The 20,394-nt window shown below is 34.4% G+C and carries 19 protein-coding genes; 12 read left to right on the forward strand and 7 right to left on the reverse strand.

Going from position 1 to position 20,394, the window contains the following annotated elements; all coding sequences use genetic code 11:
• Position 1 precedes the first annotated feature (1 nt).
• The 8 genes from ABVM52_RS10750 to ABVM52_RS10785 all read left to right on the forward strand — a co-directional run bounded on the left by ABVM52_RS10750 (position 2) and on the right by ABVM52_RS10785 (position 8,332).
• Entirely contained in the window at positions 2–1,240 is a 1,239-nt protein-coding gene (locus tag ABVM52_RS10750) for an enolase C-terminal domain-like protein (protein WP_405380345.1), read from the forward strand.
• A gap of 11 nt (positions 1,241–1,251) precedes the next feature.
• Complete coding sequence (locus ABVM52_RS10755; protein ID WP_405380347.1) at positions 1,252–2,028, forward strand: SDR family NAD(P)-dependent oxidoreductase; 777 nt, start codon at positions 1,252–1,254, stop codon at positions 2,026–2,028.
• A 21-nt stretch (positions 2,029–2,049) separates the two neighbouring features.
• Positions 2,050–3,063 carry an AraD1 family protein gene (gene araD1 / locus ABVM52_RS10760; RefSeq protein ID WP_405380349.1) on the forward strand — a complete coding sequence of 338 codons (1,014 nt, stop codon included), beginning with the start codon at positions 2,050–2,052 and terminating at the stop codon, positions 3,061–3,063.
• A 389-nt stretch (positions 3,064–3,452) separates the two neighbouring features.
• The gene (locus tag ABVM52_RS10765) at positions 3,453–3,653 is read left to right on the forward strand and encodes a fibronectin type III-like domain-contianing protein (protein WP_405380351.1); all 201 of its coding nucleotides are present in this window, start codon (positions 3,453–3,455) and stop codon (positions 3,651–3,653) included.
• 129 nt (positions 3,654–3,782) lie between these two features.
• On the forward strand, positions 3,783–5,375 hold the full coding sequence (locus ABVM52_RS10770; RefSeq protein ID WP_405380353.1) for an aldehyde dehydrogenase (NADP(+)): 1,593 nt from the start codon (positions 3,783–3,785) through the stop codon (positions 5,373–5,375).
• A gap of 34 nt (positions 5,376–5,409) precedes the next feature.
• Entirely contained in the window at positions 5,410–6,471 is a 1,062-nt protein-coding gene (gene dctP / locus ABVM52_RS10775; protein ID WP_405380355.1) for a TRAP transporter substrate-binding protein DctP, read from the forward strand.
• Positions 6,471–6,941, forward strand: coding sequence for a TRAP transporter small permease (locus tag ABVM52_RS10780; protein WP_405380357.1), 471 nt, complete (start codon positions 6,471–6,473; stop codon positions 6,939–6,941). The genes dctP and ABVM52_RS10780 overlap by 1 nt, the downstream gene beginning before the upstream one ends.
• A 50-nt stretch (positions 6,942–6,991) precedes the next feature.
• On the forward strand, positions 6,992–8,332 hold the full coding sequence (locus ABVM52_RS10785; protein ID WP_405380359.1) for a TRAP transporter large permease: 1,341 nt from the start codon (positions 6,992–6,994) through the stop codon (positions 8,330–8,332).
• A 215-nt stretch (positions 8,333–8,547) separates the two neighbouring features.
• Here ABVM52_RS10785 and ABVM52_RS10790 read toward each other — a convergent pair whose 3' ends face one another.
• From ABVM52_RS10790 to ABVM52_RS10810, 5 genes are all read right to left on the reverse strand, one after another.
• On the reverse strand, positions 8,548–9,735 hold the full coding sequence (locus ABVM52_RS10790; RefSeq protein ID WP_405380361.1) for a VapE domain-containing protein: 1,188 nt from the start codon (positions 9,733–9,735) through the stop codon (positions 8,548–8,550).
• Positions 9,725–10,240 carry a hypothetical protein gene (locus tag ABVM52_RS10795; RefSeq protein WP_405380363.1) on the reverse strand — a complete coding sequence of 172 codons (516 nt, stop codon included), beginning with the start codon at positions 10,238–10,240 and terminating at the stop codon, positions 9,725–9,727. Before ABVM52_RS10795 ends, ABVM52_RS10790 begins: the two co-directional genes overlap by 11 nt.
• A gap of 212 nt (positions 10,241–10,452) precedes the next feature.
• Positions 10,453–10,599 carry a helix-turn-helix domain-containing protein gene (locus tag ABVM52_RS10800; RefSeq protein ID WP_405380365.1) on the reverse strand — a complete coding sequence of 49 codons (147 nt, stop codon included), beginning with the start codon at positions 10,597–10,599 and terminating at the stop codon, positions 10,453–10,455.
• A gap of 207 nt (positions 10,600–10,806) precedes the next feature.
• Entirely contained in the window at positions 10,807–11,742 is a 936-nt protein-coding gene (locus ABVM52_RS10805) for a hypothetical protein (RefSeq protein WP_405380367.1), read from the reverse strand.
• A 29-nt stretch (positions 11,743–11,771) separates the two neighbouring features.
• Complete coding sequence (locus tag ABVM52_RS10810; RefSeq protein ID WP_405380369.1) at positions 11,772–13,037, reverse strand: tyrosine-type recombinase/integrase; 1,266 nt, start codon at positions 13,035–13,037, stop codon at positions 11,772–11,774.
• Between the two features lie 381 nt (positions 13,038–13,418).
• Here ABVM52_RS10810 and ABVM52_RS10815 point away from each other — a divergent pair, with 381 nt between their 5' ends.
• Positions 13,419–13,751 carry a hypothetical protein gene (locus tag ABVM52_RS10815; protein WP_405380371.1) on the forward strand — a complete coding sequence of 111 codons (333 nt, stop codon included), beginning with the start codon at positions 13,419–13,421 and terminating at the stop codon, positions 13,749–13,751.
• Positions 13,752–13,762: 11 nt separating this feature from the next.
• Here ABVM52_RS10815 and ABVM52_RS10820 read toward each other — a convergent pair whose 3' ends face one another.
• Positions 13,763–15,112, reverse strand: coding sequence for a cation:proton antiporter (locus tag ABVM52_RS10820; RefSeq protein ID WP_405380373.1), 1,350 nt, complete (start codon positions 15,110–15,112; stop codon positions 13,763–13,765).
• Between the two features lie 219 nt (positions 15,113–15,331).
• Here ABVM52_RS10820 and rimP point away from each other — a divergent pair, with 219 nt between their 5' ends.
• The 3 genes from rimP to infB are packed head-to-tail and all read left to right on the forward strand — an operon-like array spanning position 15,332 to position 19,900.
• Entirely contained in the window at positions 15,332–15,793 is a 462-nt protein-coding gene (gene rimP, locus ABVM52_RS10825) for a ribosome assembly cofactor RimP (protein WP_405380375.1), read from the forward strand.
• A 12-nt stretch (positions 15,794–15,805) separates the two neighbouring features.
• Positions 15,806–17,038, forward strand: a complete 1,233-nt coding sequence (gene nusA, locus ABVM52_RS10830) for a transcription termination factor NusA (protein WP_405380377.1) — start codon at positions 15,806–15,808, stop codon at positions 17,036–17,038.
• Positions 17,039–17,080: 42 nt separating this feature from the next.
• A complete protein-coding gene (gene infB / locus ABVM52_RS10835) occupies positions 17,081–19,900 on the forward strand; it encodes a translation initiation factor IF-2 (RefSeq protein WP_405380379.1) in 2,820 nt (939 codons plus the stop codon).
• 51 nt (positions 19,901–19,951) lie between these two features.
• On the opposite strand, the gene ABVM52_RS10840 is transcribed toward infB, so the two are convergent.
• Positions 19,952–20,323 carry an SPOR domain-containing protein gene (locus tag ABVM52_RS10840; protein WP_405380381.1) on the reverse strand — a complete coding sequence of 124 codons (372 nt, stop codon included), beginning with the start codon at positions 20,321–20,323 and terminating at the stop codon, positions 19,952–19,954.
• Positions 20,324–20,394 lie beyond the last annotated feature (71 nt).

The following is a 20,394-nucleotide window of genomic DNA, read 5'->3' on the forward strand; positions in this document are numbered from 1 at the left end:
AATGCTTAGAGCAGAGTTTCTTATCTGCTCTAAGAATTGTATTCGTTTCACTAAATCATATAGAAATAATATGAAAATTAAAAGTATAAAAACTAAACTGTACGAATGGAAAGGGCCTGTAAAAACTAGCGATACCATTTTTGCAACACCATTAAGTCCTCTACCGTTTCAAGAAGATTTACAAGCGCCATTTCGTTTTTTTAGTTGGTTAGTCGTTGAAATCGAAACAGATGAAGGATGTGTTGGAATAGGCAATGCAGGTCTTGCGCCAGATATTACAAAACAAATAATAGATGCCAAACTGTCAAAACTATTAATAGGTGAGAACCCTTTAAATACAGAGTATTTGTTTGAGAAAATGTATCGCTCTACAGTTGCTTATGGTAGAAAAGGAGTTGTAATGGCTGCAATAAGTGCATTGGATATTGCCTTATGGGATATAAAAGGTAAAGTTACCGAGCAGCCAATTTTTATGTTATTAGGTGGCAGAACCAAAAAGCATATAAATACATACTATAGTAGGCTATATACTCGAAATTTAGATAGTTTACAAAAAGAAGCGGCCTATTATAAAGCTCAAGGTTTTAAAGGGATGAAACTTAGATGTGGTTACCCCCTTACAGATGGTTTATCTGGTATGAGAAAAAATATTGAAATGGTAAAAGTAGTTCGTGATACAGTAGGCGATGATATCGATGTTATGGTAGAGGCTTATATGGGTTTTGATTATTCATACGCCAGTCGTTTTTTAAAGGCTTTGGAACCATTTAATCTGCGTTGGGTAGAAGAATTATTACTGCCAGATGAAATTCAGAATTTTGCTAAATTAAAAAGTAATACGGATATACCTCTTTCAGGAGGCGAGCACGAATATTCACGCTATGGATTTCATGATTTAATAATGGCAGATGCTTTAGATATTTTTCAATTTGATACTAATAGGGTAGGTGGTTTTACAGCTGCACAAAAAATATGCAACATGGCTCATAATCATGGTATAGACGTAATTCCACACGGCGGCCAAATGCATAATTTACATGTAGTAATGAGTTCATTTGCTTGCCCAATGGCTGAGTATTTTCCAAAAACAGAAATAGAAGTAGGTAATGAATTGTTTTGGTACATTTTTGATGGAGAGGCAATAGCAAAAAATGGAATGTTGCAATTGAATGATAATAAGTATGGGATGGGGCTTTCATTGAAAACAGAGGGGTTAGAACAATTTAAAATTACCGAATAAAAAAGGAATTGATGAAAAAAAGTATACTTGAACAGTTCAGTTTAAAAGGTCGAGTTGCCTTGATAATTGGAGGAAATAGAGGATTAGGATTGGCGATGGCAAAAGCACTTGCTGAAGCAGGTGCTAGTATATCAATAGCCGCACGAGATGAAAAAACTAATACTGTCTCTAAACTGGAAATAGAGTCACAATTTGGTGTGGATTGTATGAGCATAAAGTGTGATGTTACATCAGAAGAGAGCGTAAAAAATACAGTCGAGGCGACTATAAGTCATTTTGGTAGAATTGATATTCTTATAAATTCTGCAGGTATTAACCTCAGGGGTAGTATTGAAGATTTATCGGTTAGTGAATTCAATATGGTGCAACAGGTTAATGTAACAGGATCGTGGATTGCTAGTCGTGAAGTACTGCCAATAATGAAGAAAAATGGATATGGGCGAATTATAAATATAGGATCAATGTTATCAGTTACGGCGATTCCAGAAAGAACACCTTATGCAACTAGTAAAGGTGCAATACTTCAATTAACACGCTCATTGGCTATTGAAGTGGCTAAAGAGGGGGTAACGGTTAATGCATTACTTCCAGGACCTTTTGCTACAGAATTGAATCTTCCTCTTTTAAATGATCCGAAGAAATATGAGGCATTTATTTCTAAAATACCTATGGGAAGATGGGCTGAACCAGAAGAAATTGGAGGTTTAGCATTATATCTTTCTAGCCCAGCTTCTGGTTTTGTTACGGGATCAAGTTTCTCAATTGATGGGGGTTGGATAGCACAGTGATAAACAAATTCAAATAAAAATATGAATAATAAAATTCGATTGGTACAGCTGTGTCACCCTAACCTTGGAAGACGTGTTGCGCTGGTGACAGAACCCCAACTATTATTGCTCAATGAGTTTCGGTCTGTATATGAATTGGCATTAAGGGCTATTGAAACAAGAATGAATATATCTGCGATGGTAAATTCACTTATTTCTGATGAGAAAATAGATTATGATTCTGTTTATGAGTGTGAAAATGAATGGAAGTTACTTCCATCTTTTGATTATCCTGATAGCCCTTTTGGATGTATGGTTTCAGGTACAGGTTTGACCCATAAAAATAGTGCTTTAAATAGACAAATGATGCACCAGTCAGAGGGGAACAAACCAACGGACAGTATTCAAATGTATGAATGGGGAGTTAAAGGAGGATTTCCTAAAGAAGGTGAAATAGGGATTCAACCCGAATGGTTTTATAAAGGGAATGGAACTGTCTTAAAAGCCCATGGTCAATCACTTGACATTCCTTCTTATGCCGATGACGGTGGTGAAGAACCAGAATTAGCTGGAATATACATTGTTGATCGACAAGGTGTACCTTGGCGTATTGGACTTAGCACCGCAAATGAATTTTCTGATCACGTAATGGAGAAAAAAAATTATCTCTATTTAGCACCATCAAAACTAAGGGAGTGCGCAATAGGCCCAGAAATAATTATAGATGCCGATTTTGAAGAATATAAAGGAAAAGTAAGTGTCATTCGGAATGGAAAATTACTTTGGGGTTCTGATATAAAATCTGGTGAGAAAAACATGTCGCATAGTTTAGCAAATTTAGAATACCATCATTTTAAGTATGCTTCTCATAGAATACCATTGCAAGCACATGTTCATTTTTTTGGGGCTGATGCATTTAGTTTTGGAAATCAAATTGAACTGCAGAACGGCGACACTATGGAAGTTGAATGGAATGGTCTAGGTAGATCATTAAAAAACACTTTGAACAAAGTATTAGATGATGAGAAAATAATTGCAATAAAAATGATACAATAGTTATGGTTTTCCCGAAAATATTGAATAATAATTGAATTAGGAAGAACCTATTTTTTATAAGTAAAATAGCTTTTTTCTTCTTTTAATTAATGGTTTTAATAAGAACGCTACAAAGATTGATAGACAAATTTTTGATTATAAACAGCCAGTTGAAAAAAGAGTATATGATTTAATGTCTCGAATGACTTTGGTGGAGAAAACAACTCTTTTGAATTATAAATGACTTGAAATTGAGCGTTTTGATATAAAATCTGATAAATGATTTTACTTATACTCACCTAAAGGAAGAGTTGCTTTTTTTATTCGGACTTGGATTGAGGTATACAAGCTATAGGTATTCTAATTTAAAAATTATAAGTAATCATATTTCTGAGGGAGATTAAGTGAATGTGAGTGTTGTAGTTAAGAATATTGGTTATAGTGCCGGTGATGAAGGATTGCAGTTTTATGTACATAATGTTCTATCAAGTGTAACAAGATATATCAAAGAATCAAAAGGGTTTGAATGTATGTCTTTGAAACAAGGGGAAACCAAGACTGTAAGTTTTACTTTACCAGGAAGCAAGTTTATCTTTTATGACAAATCATAACATGGTTTTGTGGTTGAACAAGGAACTTTTGATTTGATAGTAGGACGCTCGACCGAGGACATTAGGTTGAAATCACAACTTGAGGCTGTGAAATAATAAAAAAAGAACGATAAGATTAAATAATTGAAAATGAATTTGACAGGAGATAATTTTATAGGTTTTAAAAAATGCGCTAATGGGGATAATACATTTCAGGCATTTTCGCCATCCGACAATGAATATCTACCCCTAAATTTTACAAGGGCCACGCAAGAGGAATTTGAAAAGGCTCTCCTTTTAGCTAAAAAGGCTTTTATAGTTTATAGAAAAATATCTTATGAGAGGCGTGCCCAATTTCTTGATTCCATTGCGAATGAAATAATGAATTTAGGTGATATTCTCTTAGAAAGATGTGTTCAAGAGTCTGGACTGACAATAGAAAGAATAACAGGTGAAAGAGGAAGAACATGCAACCAGCTTAGATTGTTCGCTCAATTACTTAGAGATGGTACATGGTTAGATGCAAGAATTGATAAGCCACAGCCAAATAGGCAACCAATACCTAAATCTGATATTAGAAGAATGTTAATTCCTATTGGCCCAGTAGCCGTATATGGAGCAAGCAATTTTCCTTTGGCATTTTCTACTGCCGGTGGCGATACTGCATCTGCACTAGCTTCTGGTTGTCCTGTTATTATAAAGGCACATTCTTCACATCCCGGAACAAATGCTTTAGTATCTAGTGCAATAATAAAAGCGGCAAAAGATACAGGTATGCCAGAAGGTGTGTTTTCATCACTTTACCTTTCACATAAAGATTCGGTCAAATTGGTAGAACATCCGATTATAAAAGCGGTTGGGTTTACAGGGTCGCAACAAGTTGGTATGACTCTTTTTAAAGCTGCAGTAAATAGGATGGATCCAATACCTGTGTTTGCTGAAATGAGTTCTATTAATCCCGTAATATTAATGGAAAATGCTTTAGAGAAACAAAAATCAACTATTGCAAAAGGTCTGGCTGCGTCAATTAATTTAGGTGTAGGTCAGTTTTGCACAAATCCTGGGTTGGTATTAATTGTTGATAATGAGTCTAGTATAGGTTTTCTAGAAGAATTTATTTTTGAATTTAAAAAATCTTTGCCAGGAACAATGTTGAATAAAAACATACATAATTCCTGTATTAATGGGGTTAAAACTCTCATTAAAAATCAAAACATAACCTTAATCGCGAAAGCTGAACAAATTGCTGATTTACAAAAAACTGAAGGTCAACCAGTGGTATTTAGTGTAAATGCTGCGGAGTTTTTATCAAATAAAGCTTTGTCCGAGGAAGTTTTTGGACCTGTGACCTTATTTGTTATTTGCAAAAATTCAACAGAGCGGCTGGAAGTATTAGATTCACTAGGAGGACAACTAACGGCTACAATACATGCAGTTCAGGAAGATGAAGATGAAGTAACACCAGTTATAAATATAATTACTCAAAAAGCCGGTCGTATAATTTATGGGGGATATCCTACAGGAGTAGAAGTTGGTCATTCTATGCAGCACGGGGGTCCATTTCCTGCAACCACAAATGCTAACTCAACTTCGGTAGGTTCGGCGGCAATTTTGCGTTTTGTAAGACCCGTCGCTTTTCAGGATTTTCCAGATGTTTTCTTGCCAGATGCATTGAAGAACGGAAACCCTTTAAATGTTATGAGATTGGTTGATGGTAATTTTACAAAAAACATGATAGAGTAGTTGTTTTTATAATTATTGAAGGGTTTAAAAAAGGATGAAAATAAAAAACGATTTTATTAGAATTTATTATTTGATTTTAATATGTACCACATCTATTTTGTTAAGTTGTGGTGATAAGAATTCAAAAAATAAAAATAAAAATGCTCCAAAGTTAAGGTTTAGGCTTGCTTTAGAACTCAAACCTGAAACCAAAATATGGGAAGTTTCTAATTTATTTCAAACGGAATTGGAAAAGGCTTCAGATAAGTTTGACATAAAAGAAGGAGAGATAAAAGTCGATTTTTATGATCAGGGCGCTATTGGTACTGAAAGACAACTACTAGAAGCTTGTAATTTTGGAGTAATTGAGATGGTTCAGGTAAATTCAGCTGTTGTTACTTCGATAGAGCCAGCTTTTGCAATATTAAATCTTCCTTATTTATTTAAAAATGAGGCTCATCATCAAAATGTGCTCAATGGAAATACGGGAAAGGAAATGCTAAATTTACTCGAACAGCATAGTTTAAAAGGTCTCGGGTTTTATAGCGCTGGTTTTCGAAGTATGTTTTACAAGTTCCCAAAGGAAAAACCGTGTATTCAGAAACCTGATGAACTAAACGGGTTAAAAATAAGGGTGATGGAAAGCCCTACTATGATTGCAACTATTAATGCGATGGGGGCAAGTGCTTCTCCTCTTCCCTTTTCAGAATTGTATCAAGGCATAAAGACAGGTGTGGTTGATGGGGCAGAAAATAGCGCAAAAGTTTTTACTTCATATCATTATGAAGAAGCTGGGTGCAACTGCTACACGCTTACAGAACATTCAACTGATCAACATGTACTGATTGCAAATGAGGACTGGTTAAATTCATTAGAACCAAAGTATAGAAAAAGAATTTTAGAAGTTTCCAAAGATATTATTGAACCTTTTAATATAATATGGAAAAAAACTACAGAAAAAGCGCTGATTCAAATAGAAAATGATGCGGTTAGAGTTAATGTGATTGCTGATAAATCAGATTTTGTAACAAGTGTCCAACCCGTTTACAATCATTTTTTTCAATTATACCCTAATGTTTCTAAATCCCTTTTTAACCAAATTAAAAACAGCGAATAATGACTGGAATAGTTGACAGAATATTAAATGTATTATTAGTTCTTGTATTAGGAGCTATGGCAGTCATTGTTGCTGGTAATGTATTTTTTCGTTTTATCCTAAACGCCTCTTTATACTGGGCAGATGAACTAGCTCAAATTCTTTTAGTTTGGCTAACTTTTTTAGGAGCGGCCCTTGCGGTTAAGGAAAAGTCTCATTATATGCTTAATTTTTTAATAGAAAAACTAAATGGAAACACTAAAAAATTTTGCTGGTTTTTTCAACAAGTTATGATTCTAACAGCCATTGCTATATTACTATATTATAGTACCATCGTATCTTTCAAAATACGGCTATGGGTTATGCCTGCAACCGAAATATCAAGATTTTTTGTGTATGCCGCTTGTCCTATAGGTTGTCTAATGATGTTATACTATTCAATACTAAATATTATAAGTTCATATAAAAAGAGTGAATTCGAAAAGGATTAAAATTAGCCACATATATATAATTTAAAAAATTCAAGTAAAAATAATTTAATATGGGTACGCTACTAATTATAACTTTTTTGATTTTACTGTTATTAGATGTTCCAGTTGCATTTAGTATGATTCTATCATCGTTGGTAGCGCTAGTCTATATTGGCGTTGATCCTATAATGGTTGGGTTGGAGACTACACGTTCTTTATCATCATTTTATTCCTTTCTAGCAGTTCCTTTTTTTATTTTGGCAGGAGAATTAATGAATTATGGTGGACTTTCCCAACGGCTAATTCGACTAGTAAAAGCTTTTATCGGTCATTATAGAGTGGGACTTCCGGCAGTTACTGCAGTATCTTCTCAGATGTTCGGTGCTGTTTCTGGTGCTTCGGCTGCTACCTGTGCCGCAGTGGGAGGCATAATGATTCCAGCACTAGAGAAAAACGGATATAATAGAGCATTTAGTACGGCGCTTGCAGCTTGCTCTGGAACGACAGGCGCATTGATTCCTCCTAGTATATTATTACTTATTTATGGTACTCTTGCAAATGTATCTATTGAAAAACTTTTTGTTGGTGGAATCGTCCCTGGAATTTTGGTAGGAATCAGTTTAATTATTATTAGTGCGTTCATGACTCGAAAAATGGACATTTTAAATGAAGAGAAAGCCGACTTTAGAGAAATAAAGGAGAGTATTATTGGAGCATTCTTTCCAATAGGATTGGTCATCTTAATTTTTGTTGGAATTATGGGAGGTATGTTTACAGCTACAGAGGCCTCGGCAGTCGCCGTCATATACTCTGCAATTGTCGGTTTTTTTGTATACGGAAAATTAAAATTAAAGGACCTACCTAAAATTTTGGTCTCCTCTGCAAAAACTACAGCGGCTTTAAGTTTCTTAATCGCATGTGCCAGTTTGTTTGCTTGGACATTAGCGATTGGTAAAGTACCTGAACAATTGACAGAAGGTTTAGTCGGATTCTGTAATGAAATTATAGTAACCTTTGGTTCTGACCTTTCTCCCGAAACCGCTAATAGTGTTCGAACATTATTGATTCTAATTGTCCTAAATGTTGTCCTGTTACTAATAGGAATGTTCATAGATGCGGGTCCAGGATTACTTATAGTAGTTCCAGTAGTTTTACCGATTAGTGAAGCCATTGGTATGAATACTGGTCTTGATGCCGTTCATTTTGGAATACTTGTGGTATCAAATATGATTATAGGATTAGTTACACCACCAGTTGGTTCTACTCTTTTTGTAGCAAGTGCTGTGGGTGGTGTGTCTATTGCAAAAATGACCCCTTACGTTTTAAAATTTCTTTTGGCTATGATTATAATTCAATTATTAATAACCTACTATCCTCCAATTACAACCTTTTTGCCTTCTCTAATGCCATAGTTGAAATGGAAGGTCAAATTATTTTATGGAATGAATATTTAAAAATGTAATCCTCCAATCACATAATTTCACAGACTTATATTACTAAGGAGGAATTTGAAATTACAGTTGTATTAAATGATAATTAAAACTTAGTAATTGGAGGATAGTAGGTTATTAATAATTATAATACTAGAATAGATTGGACGTTTAATAAAAAAAGAGAGAAGGCGGTTTTAACTGAAAGATTTTTCCATGAAGTATAGTGTAGAGCCTCCTGTTTTCTTTTTCATGAAATTCTCTCGAGAAAGTGCTTTACCCATGTTCACGGGTCTTAAATTAAGTCTAGTGTAGTTGTTGTTTATTAAGTAGTTTACGATATCAGTAGAAGTCATATATTCACCTGATTTATCCGTTTCTGGCTTTTTGAAAAATTTAATTAACATTTCATGTTCAGGAGTTAAATCTTGGAACTTTTTATTTCGGAGTTCATTACGTAAAATATCATCTGAGGTTATAGTTTCGTCAAATGTTTTGTCTTGGGATAAAGCATATGCCTGACTCCATAAATTATCCATATTGAATTCTTTACTGTAGGCATAGTTAATTGATTCAACAACAAAGCATAGCCATCTTACACTACCTGTTTCATCTTGTAAAAAGGTAGATTTATTTGTAGATCCAATAAATGACGCAACTCTTTGTAATACAGAATTTTTTCTATCGTATGGTAAGCGTTCATTTATTTTATCTTTTGAAAGTTGAGATTTTAATTGATTGATTTCTTTGCGGGCAAGTGCTGCTAATTCATCAAGGTTAATTAGAAAGTTCTTGCATAAAAGCAGTCTAGAGTCTTTATCGGATCTTCCCATGTCCTCGGCTATATAATTTTTTAAAGCTTCGGGGCATAGGTTTCTACACCATGTGGATTTTCCCATGTTTTGACCCTTGCCATCGTCTGTAAGAATGAACGCTTGTTTATTAAAATATCCATCAATCGTGGCGCATTTTACCGCTCTTACGCACCACTTCTTAAAGTGATATATAAATTGTTCTTGATCTTCTCCAGAAGCTAATTTTATATAATTTGCATACTGCGCTATATAGTCAACTTCACCGGTCCATGGGATAAGAGAATTAAAGTATGATTTTAACGGATTGAAATTTGGTATAAACTCACTTTTTAAAATTGAAATAAGATTGCTCATAGATACGGGAATATTTGCTTTTCTCAATTCTAGGTATAAGCTATCTTCGTTGCAAACTGTAAAAGCTGTTTTCCCTTTTTTTGATACTTCTATATCTAATGATATTGTATTTCTACGTAAATCATAATTCTCGTTTAAATAGTCTTCTACTTGATGAAAGATTGTTGTACCTGAAGGATCTTTGTTTTCTTTTTTTGAGATAGTTCTATATGCCATATAAAAAAGTGTTTATTTGTTTATTAATACCAGACTCAACCTCTTGTGAAGTCCAACTTTTTCCATTGAAGATTTTTTTGTTTTCTTCATGCTTTAATAATTCATCTAGCTTGGTTATAGTAAGTTCCTTTGATGCCGGACATTGACTCAAAGGATTATTGCTCAACCCGTATCTTGCTAATTCTATAAGTTTATATTGGAGCCGAGAATTCATTTGAGAAGTAAAATCTTCCATTAAATAGTTCAATGGAGTATTTAGTAAGTTTTTTATTTTAATATTTATCAATTTGTTGTCAAGGTTGATGTCGTATTTGTCCGTAAAATTTTTTAAGGTAGCAACATAGAGTTTTGAGAAATGTGGATGAATATCTGGCTTCTTAGCTTGAATGTTATTAATGTACTTGACAACTGTATTTAAAGCATTTATGTCAATGTTGTTTACCATTATTTTATCAAATTTTTCAAACCTCCAGATTAATCTTTTTATAGCGTTATCTATACTCATAGTGATTAATTTTTTGAATGAATATTTTGAAAAAGCATTTCGTTCAGATTTATGTCTGACATGAATTTGCCCAGGTGGTATTTAATATGTGAAGACTGGCTAGAGCGCAAGTCAGGGTTTTCATAGAACCCAATTTTTGGATATATTTGTTTTGAATATTTCATGGAGGAATATTTAAAGATTAGGAGGGATAGCGCCAACTATCCCTTTTATTAATTTTCTAAAATTTCTTGTATATCTTTTGTGGAGAATCGTACTCTAGTACCTATTCTTTTTGGTTTTAGGATATCTTTTTTGCACCATTCGTGTATAGTTACCAATGAGACTCCTAATAATTTCGCTACCTCCTTTCTTGTCAAATATGTTGGAGATTTTTTTGATTCAAGATTTTTCTGAAATTGGTTTAGCTTTTCTTATACCCCTAGGAGAATTTCATTTTTAAATTCTTCTGGGCTGATGCTGTGAAGTTGTACTACGTTAGATTTCATTGCATTGTATTTAAGATTACGATGCAAGTTTAGTATAGTTAAGTTAATTTAGAGTGATTGGAGTGACTACAAGTATGACTACATATTTGAAAAGGATTGAATAATTTCATCAATTTCCTTTAGACTTTTTCTTCTAATATCACTTAGTGAATTAATATCTAAAAGTTCTACACGTTTAGTTTCGATGGTTTTGTAATGTCGAGAAGTTATTTTGCCAATTAGTTTGTTTTTTGCTGATTCATTAAAACCTGCTTTCGTCATTTTTTTTATGAGCCCAGTTTTTTCAAAAAAATATGTAGCAAGTAGAGCATTGTATCCAATATTATTCCCTTGTACTTCCTCTTCTTCTATTTCTTCTGGATTCATTAAATCTTCTATAAGGAATAAACAGTATTTTGCTTTATGAAATTTGTAATATTCGGATGCATAATTCTTCATTTCTGGATATTTGCTGATATTGAATAAGGAATGAGAACAAACATAACCAAGAAGGTAATCAGATAAGTATTTTTCAAATCTTTCACTAAAGGAAATAGCAGAATTAGTTTCCAACTTTAAAGGTGTCATATCTTTCGACCATTTATAATATTCTACCCTGAATTCAGTTATTTTAAACGGATCATTCTCTTTAATTACTGAGTTGAGATATTCAATCTTACTTTTAACGTCAAATAAAATGTCTAAATTGAAATCAATCTCACCCGACATATCACTGAATCCAATTTGTGTATCAAAAGTTTCTAGCAATTCAGCTCCTAACCAAGGATTTAAGGATATAGAGTGATTTCCGTATTTATAAAAAGTGTTTAAGCTGAATGGTTGGTCATCTAATGATGTTAAATCCCAGTTAGAATAATTTCTACATTTAATATCATTTTTACTCCATCCTTCACCTGATTCCATTGAATGGAAAACCCCTTTTTCTAAACAGTGTTTTACTTTATCGCTAGTAGAGGTTAGTGATAAAAAATATTCTCGATTTAAAACTCCATCAAAGAGACGACCTTCATTCATATCTTTTAAAATTTGTTTAGCGTAAGCAATTAGTTGAAAAATTTATGTTTAGCGGTTTTTCTCAAGGCATCCAATTGACTAATTTGAATGTATCGATAAAAGGTTTTTTCTGAAGTATGTCCAGAAATGGCCATAATATCGTAAGTGGCCATTCCTGCTTTATAGGCATTAGTACAAAACGATCTTCGTGCTGTGTGATTTGTTATTAAATCAAACTTATCTTTCTCCTCTATAGTTTTCTTACCGCCTTTAGTTTTTTCAATTCTTACTTTTTCATTTATTTTGGCATCTTCTCCAATTTCTTTTAATAGCATATTTATATTTTGCTCCGGCATTTTTGGTGGTGGATTACCGTCTCTTTTGTTCAGTATTTTTTGAACTATTGAGTTAATTGGTATTACCACTGTTTTGCCTGTTTTTTTTGTTTTTATTTCGATGTATTTAATGTCGCCATCTTGCATTATGTTTTCTTTGGTCAACCTGGTAAAGTCACTAACTCTTAATCCTGTGTATGCAGCTATAATAAAGAGATCTCTAGCATTATCCCTTCTACCTTTTAATTCGAGTTCGCAAATTGCTTGTAATTCGCTTTCGTTAAGATAAATGCTATCGACATTTTCTGAAATCTTGGTAAATGCTTTTGACTTAAATATTACATTATTGTGAAACTTTTGTTCCCAAGCATAATTCATTATTGTCTTGAGCATTTTTATGTGATTTGATATATAATTGTTAGAAAAGTTTCTGCCTTCCAAATAACTTATAAAGTTATAGTAAAAATCCATGGTGATTTTATCGTAGGTAATTGGGTATTCTCTTTTATTGAATTCTTCTAAAACTTTAAAAGCGGATTTATATGATTTAATGGTGCCTGGTGATAATGGTTTCTTTGTTGATGGTATTGGGTATTTTTCATAATGTTCGTAATACCATTTATAACACTCTAATAAAGTCTTATATGTGCTTGATTTGATTTTGCTAATTTTTTTTCCTAGAAAAATATCTAACTCGTGTCTTAGAACGTCATTTGTAATTTCCCCCTGAGATAATATTAGTTCTTCGTACCGGTTTTCAAAGAATGTATAGATGTCTCTGAGTTTTTCATTTGTCTTAGACGAATTTGGTTCCTCTAAAACGTTTTTGACTTGCTGTTTGTCATGATTCCAGTTCTTGATATTTTTAACTGCATAACCTGTAGAGTATCTTAATTCCTTTTTTCTGCCGTAGCTAAAAATTAGATATATAGAACTGCCTTGCGTCTTACCTTTTCTGATTTTAAAAGAAATTGTTGCCATAATATTATTGTACGTTCAAATGTACGTACATATACTTTATTTAACCTCATTTTGCTTTATTTAACTTGATATTGTAGTCTTGTTCTATTTAGTAAATTGTAATGTTTATAGGGTGTTTTTATATATTTGGTTAAGTTGAGTATAGAAATCATTAAACCTTGTGGGCCAACTAAGAAATGTTTAAACCCGTTATCCTAACATAATTAGGTTAACGGGTTTTTCTTTGATTATAGATCGTTTTAGTTAGGGGAAAATCAACTCGCTCGTTTAAATATGTAAGTATTTTTGTACATTTAAACTGATAACGTTACAAATTCATCGGAAAAGAAACTATTTCAATAACCGTATTTGTTACATTAGTACCCTAAATTACTTGACCTTATGAACCTTTCCCCAAAAGTTTTGAAAATTATAATTGTGGTTATTATTGCCGGTTTTGGTATTGGCATTTACCTTCAAGATTTAAAGCATGAAGAAAGTACTACGCATGCTTGGAAAGCCAATAGATACAATTTGGATCGGTTTAATAAAATCATGGAGTATAATAACAAAATGAACGCTACTAATTGGAAAGTGTTTAGGGACAGTATTGATCAGCAGTTAGATACCTTAATGATTTTACGATTTAGAAAAGAGCTGGATAGTTTGGGAGAGGTGGAACTGCAAGCGCTTAATGAAAGGCAAGAAGTACAGGCATCTTACCAACCCGAATAAAACTTTACGTGTTATTGTTCCAGTGATTTTTCTGAAGAATTATTATTCGGTTCATTGATATTTCCAGTAATTGTTACTTTAGTTTCTTTTTCATATGTATTTTGATTTTTGCGAATTGCATCCTCAGTAAGGTTGCGATCCACTATTTCCTCATCTATTTCATCTAATAACGTGCCTATTTTTCTTTTATCCTTAATCATTGCCCAAGTCATAATTAAACTTGTTGCTATGATTACAAAAAGCAGAATGCCAGATTCAAAACCATCTACTTGTGCTTCTACCGGAATGGCGTAAAATAACAAAACTGTTATCAATCCTCTAGGTGCAATGAATAATTGGGGTAAGATGTCCTTCCCTGAAAAAATGTACAATAATATAAATCGGATAACATAAATAGAGGCAATAATTAATAAGCTTACAAAAACAACGTTTAAGCTAAGTAGGGAAGATAGTACAATGGTAATTCCGAAAATTACAAAGAAGAAGGTGCGTATTACGAAAGCGGTTTCTAAAGTTATGATATGTAACTCATGATAAATCTGTTTCATTCGTTTAGATTCTAAAAAAACCTTAGTCTTTCCCGGGAAAAATAGATCTACATTTTTTACGATTAGTCCAAATACCAATATAATGATAAGGGATGACAAGTGCATTTTCTTGCCTATGGCGTATAAGAGGAGTAAAACGGCAATTAACAAGAACAATTTGGCCTGGCTTTTAATTCTTTGAAAAATAAGTATAATGGCATAGCTTGCTACTAAGGCTATTACGATAGTGAGGAGTAAATTCCATGCAAATCCAACAGCTCCATTGTCTTCTGTTGGGTTTAGTTGGCCTGTTAGAAAATAAAACATCATTATTCCAATGATATCGGAAAAGGTGCTTTCATAAATGTGGAATTCTTTCTTTTTTTGCTGAAGTCCGCCTACACTGGGTATTATAATTGCACTTGAAAGAATAGATAATGGTGTTGCATATAACCAAGCGCTTTGGATGGTCATACCAGGAATAAACCGATTAAGAATCAAAGCAGCTATAAATGCTGATGCTAAAAGCCCTAATAAGGCAACGGCCATTGATTTAACTATAGGCCAAAATTTTTCTTTTTTAAGTTCAAGTTCCAGAGCGGCTTCCAAAACGATCATAATTAAGCCAATGGTTCCTAGAATTTCTAAAGAGCCTAAAAAATCAGGAATTTCAGGAATAAGATTTTCAAGAATTATTTTGATCAGTATACCAAGGACAATGAGCATTAGTACTGCTGGAATATTCGTTTTCTTTGAGATTCCGTTGAAAAAGAATGATATGACTACAATTAAGGATGCTCCAATAATTAGGTTGTACGAGGATAAAATTTCCATCTAATAATATTTTGGTTGGCGTTTTGTTAAAAATAAAGTATTTATTAAAATGTCATATTTTAAAGAGGATTAAATATTGATTTATTCTTTTTGAAATGAATAAATTAGGTTTAGTTGTTGTATTGTAGGGAATTAATTTTATTGTATATTTGCAGTGCTGAAAGGATATAAAGGTATTCATGAGGGGACATTAGTCCCCTCTTTTATTACTTATTATTTATGCTAAAGGAAAAAGTTAAAGAATTATTGGAGCAAGGTCTTAAAGAAGACCCGTCATTGTTTTTGATTGATTTTACAATGGGGGCCGATAATAGTATACATGTAGTTATTGACGGAGATCATGGGGTTACGGTAAGTGATTGTATAAAAATTAGTCGTGCCATTGAGCACAATCTGGATCGTGATGAACATGATTTTTCCTTAGAGGTGGCATCGGCAGGAGCGGCTTCGCCTTTGGTTATGCCGCGTCAATATTTAAAAAATATTGGAAGAAAACTTGAAGTAAGAACTAATGATGATAAATTTGAAGGTAATTTAACCGCCGTAAATGATAATTCTATAGTTTTAGAATGGAAGGCAAGAGAGCCTAAGCCGGTAGGAAAAGGTAAAGTTACCGTTCAGAAAAAAGAAGAAGTGAATTTTTCAGATATTATTAAAGCAAAAGTTGTATTAAAATTTTAATTGTAATTACCAATGGAAAATATTGCGTTAATTGAATCTTTCTCAGAGTTTAAGGACGATAAGTTCATAGACAGGGTAACATTGATGGCCATTTTGGAAGATGTTTTTAGAAATGCGCTAAAAAAGAAATTTGGTTCAGATGATAACTTTGATATCATTATTAACCCAGATAAAGGAGATTTGGAGATTTGGCGTAACCGTGTTGTGGTAAATGATGGTGAAGTTGAGGAGCCCAATGAGGAAATTTCATTGTCAGAAGCGCGTAAGATAGAGCCGGATTTTGAAGTTGGTGAAGATGTATCGGAAGAGGTTAAGTTAATTGATTTGGGAAGAAGGGCTATTTTGGCCTTAAGGCAAAACCTTATTTCTAAAATACACGAGCATGACAATACTACCATTTATAAACACTTTAAGGATCTAGAAGGGGAAATTTATACGGCAGAAGTGCATCATATTAGACATAAGGCTATAATTTTGTTAGACGATGAAGGTAATGAAATCGTTCTTCCAAAAGATAGGCAGATACCATCTGACTTTTTCCGCAAAGGAGATAATGTTAGGGGTATAATTGAAAGTGTGGAGCTTAAAGGTGCAAAACCTACAATAATCATGTCTAGGAGCTCTCCTAAATTCTTGGAACAATTGTTCTTCCAAGAAATCCCAGAGGTTTTTGATGGCTTGATTACGGTTAAGAAAGCGGTTAGAATCCCTGGGGAAAAAGCAAAAGTGGCCGTAGATTCTTATGATGATCGTATTGATCCTGTTGGTGCCTGTGTAGGTATGAAGGGTTCAAGAATACACGGTATTGTGCGTGAATTAGGGAATGAAAATATAGACGTCATCAATTGGACGGCAAACCCACAATTGTTGGTTACAAGGGCTTTGAGTCCGGCAAGGGTGTCATCGGTAAAATTGAACGAGGAAAAAAAGACCGCTCAGGTATACTTAAAACCAGAAGAGGTCTCTAAGGCCATTGGTAGAGGAGGACATAATATTAGATTGGCAGGTCAGTTGACCGGTTATGAGATAGATGTTTTCCGTGAAGGGGTAGAGGAAGATGTAGAATTGACCGAGTTTTCAGATGAAATTGATGCTTGGATCATTGAGGAGTTCAAGAAGATTGGAATGGATACCGCACGTAGTGTTTTAGAACAGGACATTAGTGATTTGGTAAAGCGTACTGATCTTGAGGAAGAAACAATTATAGAAGTTGTGCGCATCCTAAAAGAAGAATTAGAAGATTAGCTATATATTAGCACTTAAATAAAAGAACGGGAATCAGTATTTATGGCAGACAATGCGAAAATAAGGCTTAATAAAGTTCTTCGTGAACTTAATATTTCCTTGGACAGGGCAGTGGACTTTCTAAACGGGAAAGGACATGATGTGGAAGCTAGGCCTACCACTAAAATTTCTGATGATGTTTATCAAGTTTTGCTTGACGAGTTTCAGACGGACAAGAGTAAAAAAGTTGCATCTAAGGAAGTTGGAGAGGAAAAGCGGAAAGAGAAAGAGGCAATTCGAGTTCAACTGGAAAAAGAACAGGAAGATCGTCGCTTGGCCCGTGAGCGAAGAAATTCTGAGGCTGAAGACAAAACTTTGGTTGGTAAGGTAGAGTTGACCGGCCCAAAAATGGTTGGAAAAATTGACCTTAATCCAAAGAAAAAGACAGAGGAAGAACCTGTAAAGGAAACTCCTAAGTCTGAAGTAAAAGTTGCTCCCAAGGTTGAAGAAAAAGCCGAACCAAAGGCAGAGGTGGAAGAGACTAGAAAAGTTGTTCTTAGAGGACCTAAAATAGTGTCTCAGCCTGTGCAAAAAACAGAGGATAAGAAAGAAGCGGCTAAAGAGGAAGCTCCAAAAGCTGAAAAACCTAAAAAGGAAGAGCCTAAGAAAGAAGAAGCGAAAGCTGATGAAACTGAGTCTACTCCAGAGGATGAAACGCCAAAAACAATAGAGACTCAATATCAAAAATTATCGGGTCCTAAAATTGCTGGTGAAAAAATAGATCTTAGTAAGTTTGAGAAGCCTAAGAAGAAGAAAGAAGATAAAAAGGCTACGGATAAGTCAAGTACTGATCGTAAGAAAAGGAGAAGAAGAATAGTTACTAAAAACACTTCGGGTCCTGGTCAAAATAGAAATAGTGGTTCTGGTGACAGAAATAAAGGTAGAGGTAGATTTACTCCAACGCCTAAGGTAGAGCCTACAGAAGAAGACGTTCAAAAGCAAGTAAGGGAAACCTTGGAAAAACTTCAAGGTAAATCCAAGAAGGGTAAAGGTGCCAAATACAGAAGAAGTAAAAGAGACCAGCACCGTGAGCAAACGGAAAAGGATCTTGAACAACAAGAACTAGAAAACAAGGTACTTAAAGTTACCGAGTTTGTTACTGCAACTGAGGTTGCCACCATGATGGGCGTTTCCACAACAGAAATTATTTCTGCGTGTATGTCTTTAGGTATCATGGTAACCATGAACCAGCGTTTAGACGCGGAAACATTGTCTATCGTAGCTGAGGAATTTGGATATGAGGTAGATTTTGTTACTGCAGATATTGAAGAAAGTATTGTAGAGGAGCCAGATGCTCCTGAAGATTTAAAAGCTAGAGCTCCTATTGTGACGGTAATGGGTCACGTGGATCACGGTAAGACCTCTTTGTTGGATTATATCCGTAAAGAAAATGTTATTGCCGGTGAAAGTGGTGGTATTACCCAGCATATTGGTGCATACGGTGTTACCTTGGAAAACGGAGAGCGCATAGCGTTCTTGGATACACCGGGTCACGAGGCCTTTACGGCCATGCGTGCTAGAGGTGCTCAAGTTACGGATATAGCTATTATTGTAATTGCTGCCGATGACGATATCATGCCACAAACAAAGGAAGCAATCAGTCACGCGCAAGCAGCTGGTGTTCCTATAGTTTTCGCTATTAATAAGATTGATAGGCCAACTGCAAATCCAGATAAGATTAAGGAAGGCTTGGCGCAAATGAATTTACTGGTAGAAGACTGGGGCGGTAAAATACAATCCCATGATATTTCTGCTAAAACGGGTCTTGGTGTTAAGGAATTATTAGAAAAAGTATTGCTTGAGGCCGAAATATTGGAGCTTAAGGCAAACCCTGATAAATTGGCTAGTGGTACGGTCGTAGAGGCTTACTTGGACAAAGGTAAGGGCTATGTGTCAACCGTATTGGTGCAAGCGGGTACCCTTAAAATAGGGGACTACGTTTTGGCCGGAACAACCAGTGGTAAAATTAAGGCAATGCAAGATGAGCGCGGTAATGCGGTCAAAGAAGTTGGCCCTTCCAGGCCAATCTCTATTCTTGGTCTTGATGGTGCCTCGCAGGCAGGTGACAAGTTCTATGTGTTAGAGGATGAGCGTGAAGCAAAACAAATTGCCTCTCGTAGATCACAATTGCAACGAGAGCAATCTGTTAGAACACAACGTCATATAACCTTAGATGAGATTGGTAGAAGAATTGCATTAGGTGAATTCAAGGAACTTAATATTATTCTTAAGGGTGATGTGGATGGTTCCGTGGAAGCACTTACGGATTCATTCCAAAAATTGTCTACAGATGAAATTCAAGTAAATATTATTCATAAAGCTGTAGGTCCAATTACAGAATCGGATGTATTGTTGGCATCGGCTTCAGATGCGGTTATCATTGGGTTTAATGTAAGACCAATGGGTAATGCCAAGGCCATTGCAGAGAAAGAGGAAATAGATATCCGTATGTATTCCATTATTTATGCAGCCATCAATGACCTTAAGGATGCAATGGAGGGTATGTTATCTCCAGAGATGAAAGAGGAGATTACTGGTACTGCAGAAATTAGGGAAACGTTCAAAATTTCTAAGATTGGAACCATTGCCGGATGTATGGTTACAAGTGGAAAGATTTTCAGAAACTCCAACATTCGTTTAATACGTGACGGAGTTGTAATTTACACGGGTACTTTAGCTTCATTGAAGAGGTTCAAGGACGATGTAAGAGAGGTTTCTAAAGGATATGATTGTGGACTTCAGATCAAGAACTATAATGATATTGTAGTTGGGGATATCGTTGAAGCATTCCAAGAAGTGGCAGTTAAAAAGAAATTGAAATAATGTTATGTTGATATTGCACTTTAGTGTAAAATAGATATAAAAAAAATCGACCTATTTGGTCGATTTTTTTGGTTTTAATAACATGGCATCGGGATACTTCCTTCGTACTTCATTGAACTTACGTTCCGCATCCAATTTAGAAGTAAAGCGACCTACGCGCACTCTATAAGTTGGAGAGTCAAAATCTATTTTGGAAACTAGTTCAGGGAAATCCTCCTCAACATTTGCCTTGATTTTTTGAGCTTTGGCATAATCCCCAAAACCAACTTGTATACGGTAGTATTCATTGTTGCTCAAAGATGATTTGTAAATTTCCAATAATTGGTCAATTTTTTCATCTTGTTGAATGTTTGCTTGGGCGCCTTGTGAAAAGCTAAATTGCGTTAAACATGTTAAAAGTACTATGGTACAAAGAGTTTTCATAACCTATTAAATCTTTTTATTTTGAATACACACAAAAGTAATTTATTAAGGATCAAACAAATAAATCACCA

Source organism: Maribacter sp. LLG6340-A2 (assembly GCF_045057105.1).
GTDB lineage: Bacteria > Bacteroidota > Bacteroidia > Flavobacteriales > Flavobacteriaceae > Maribacter.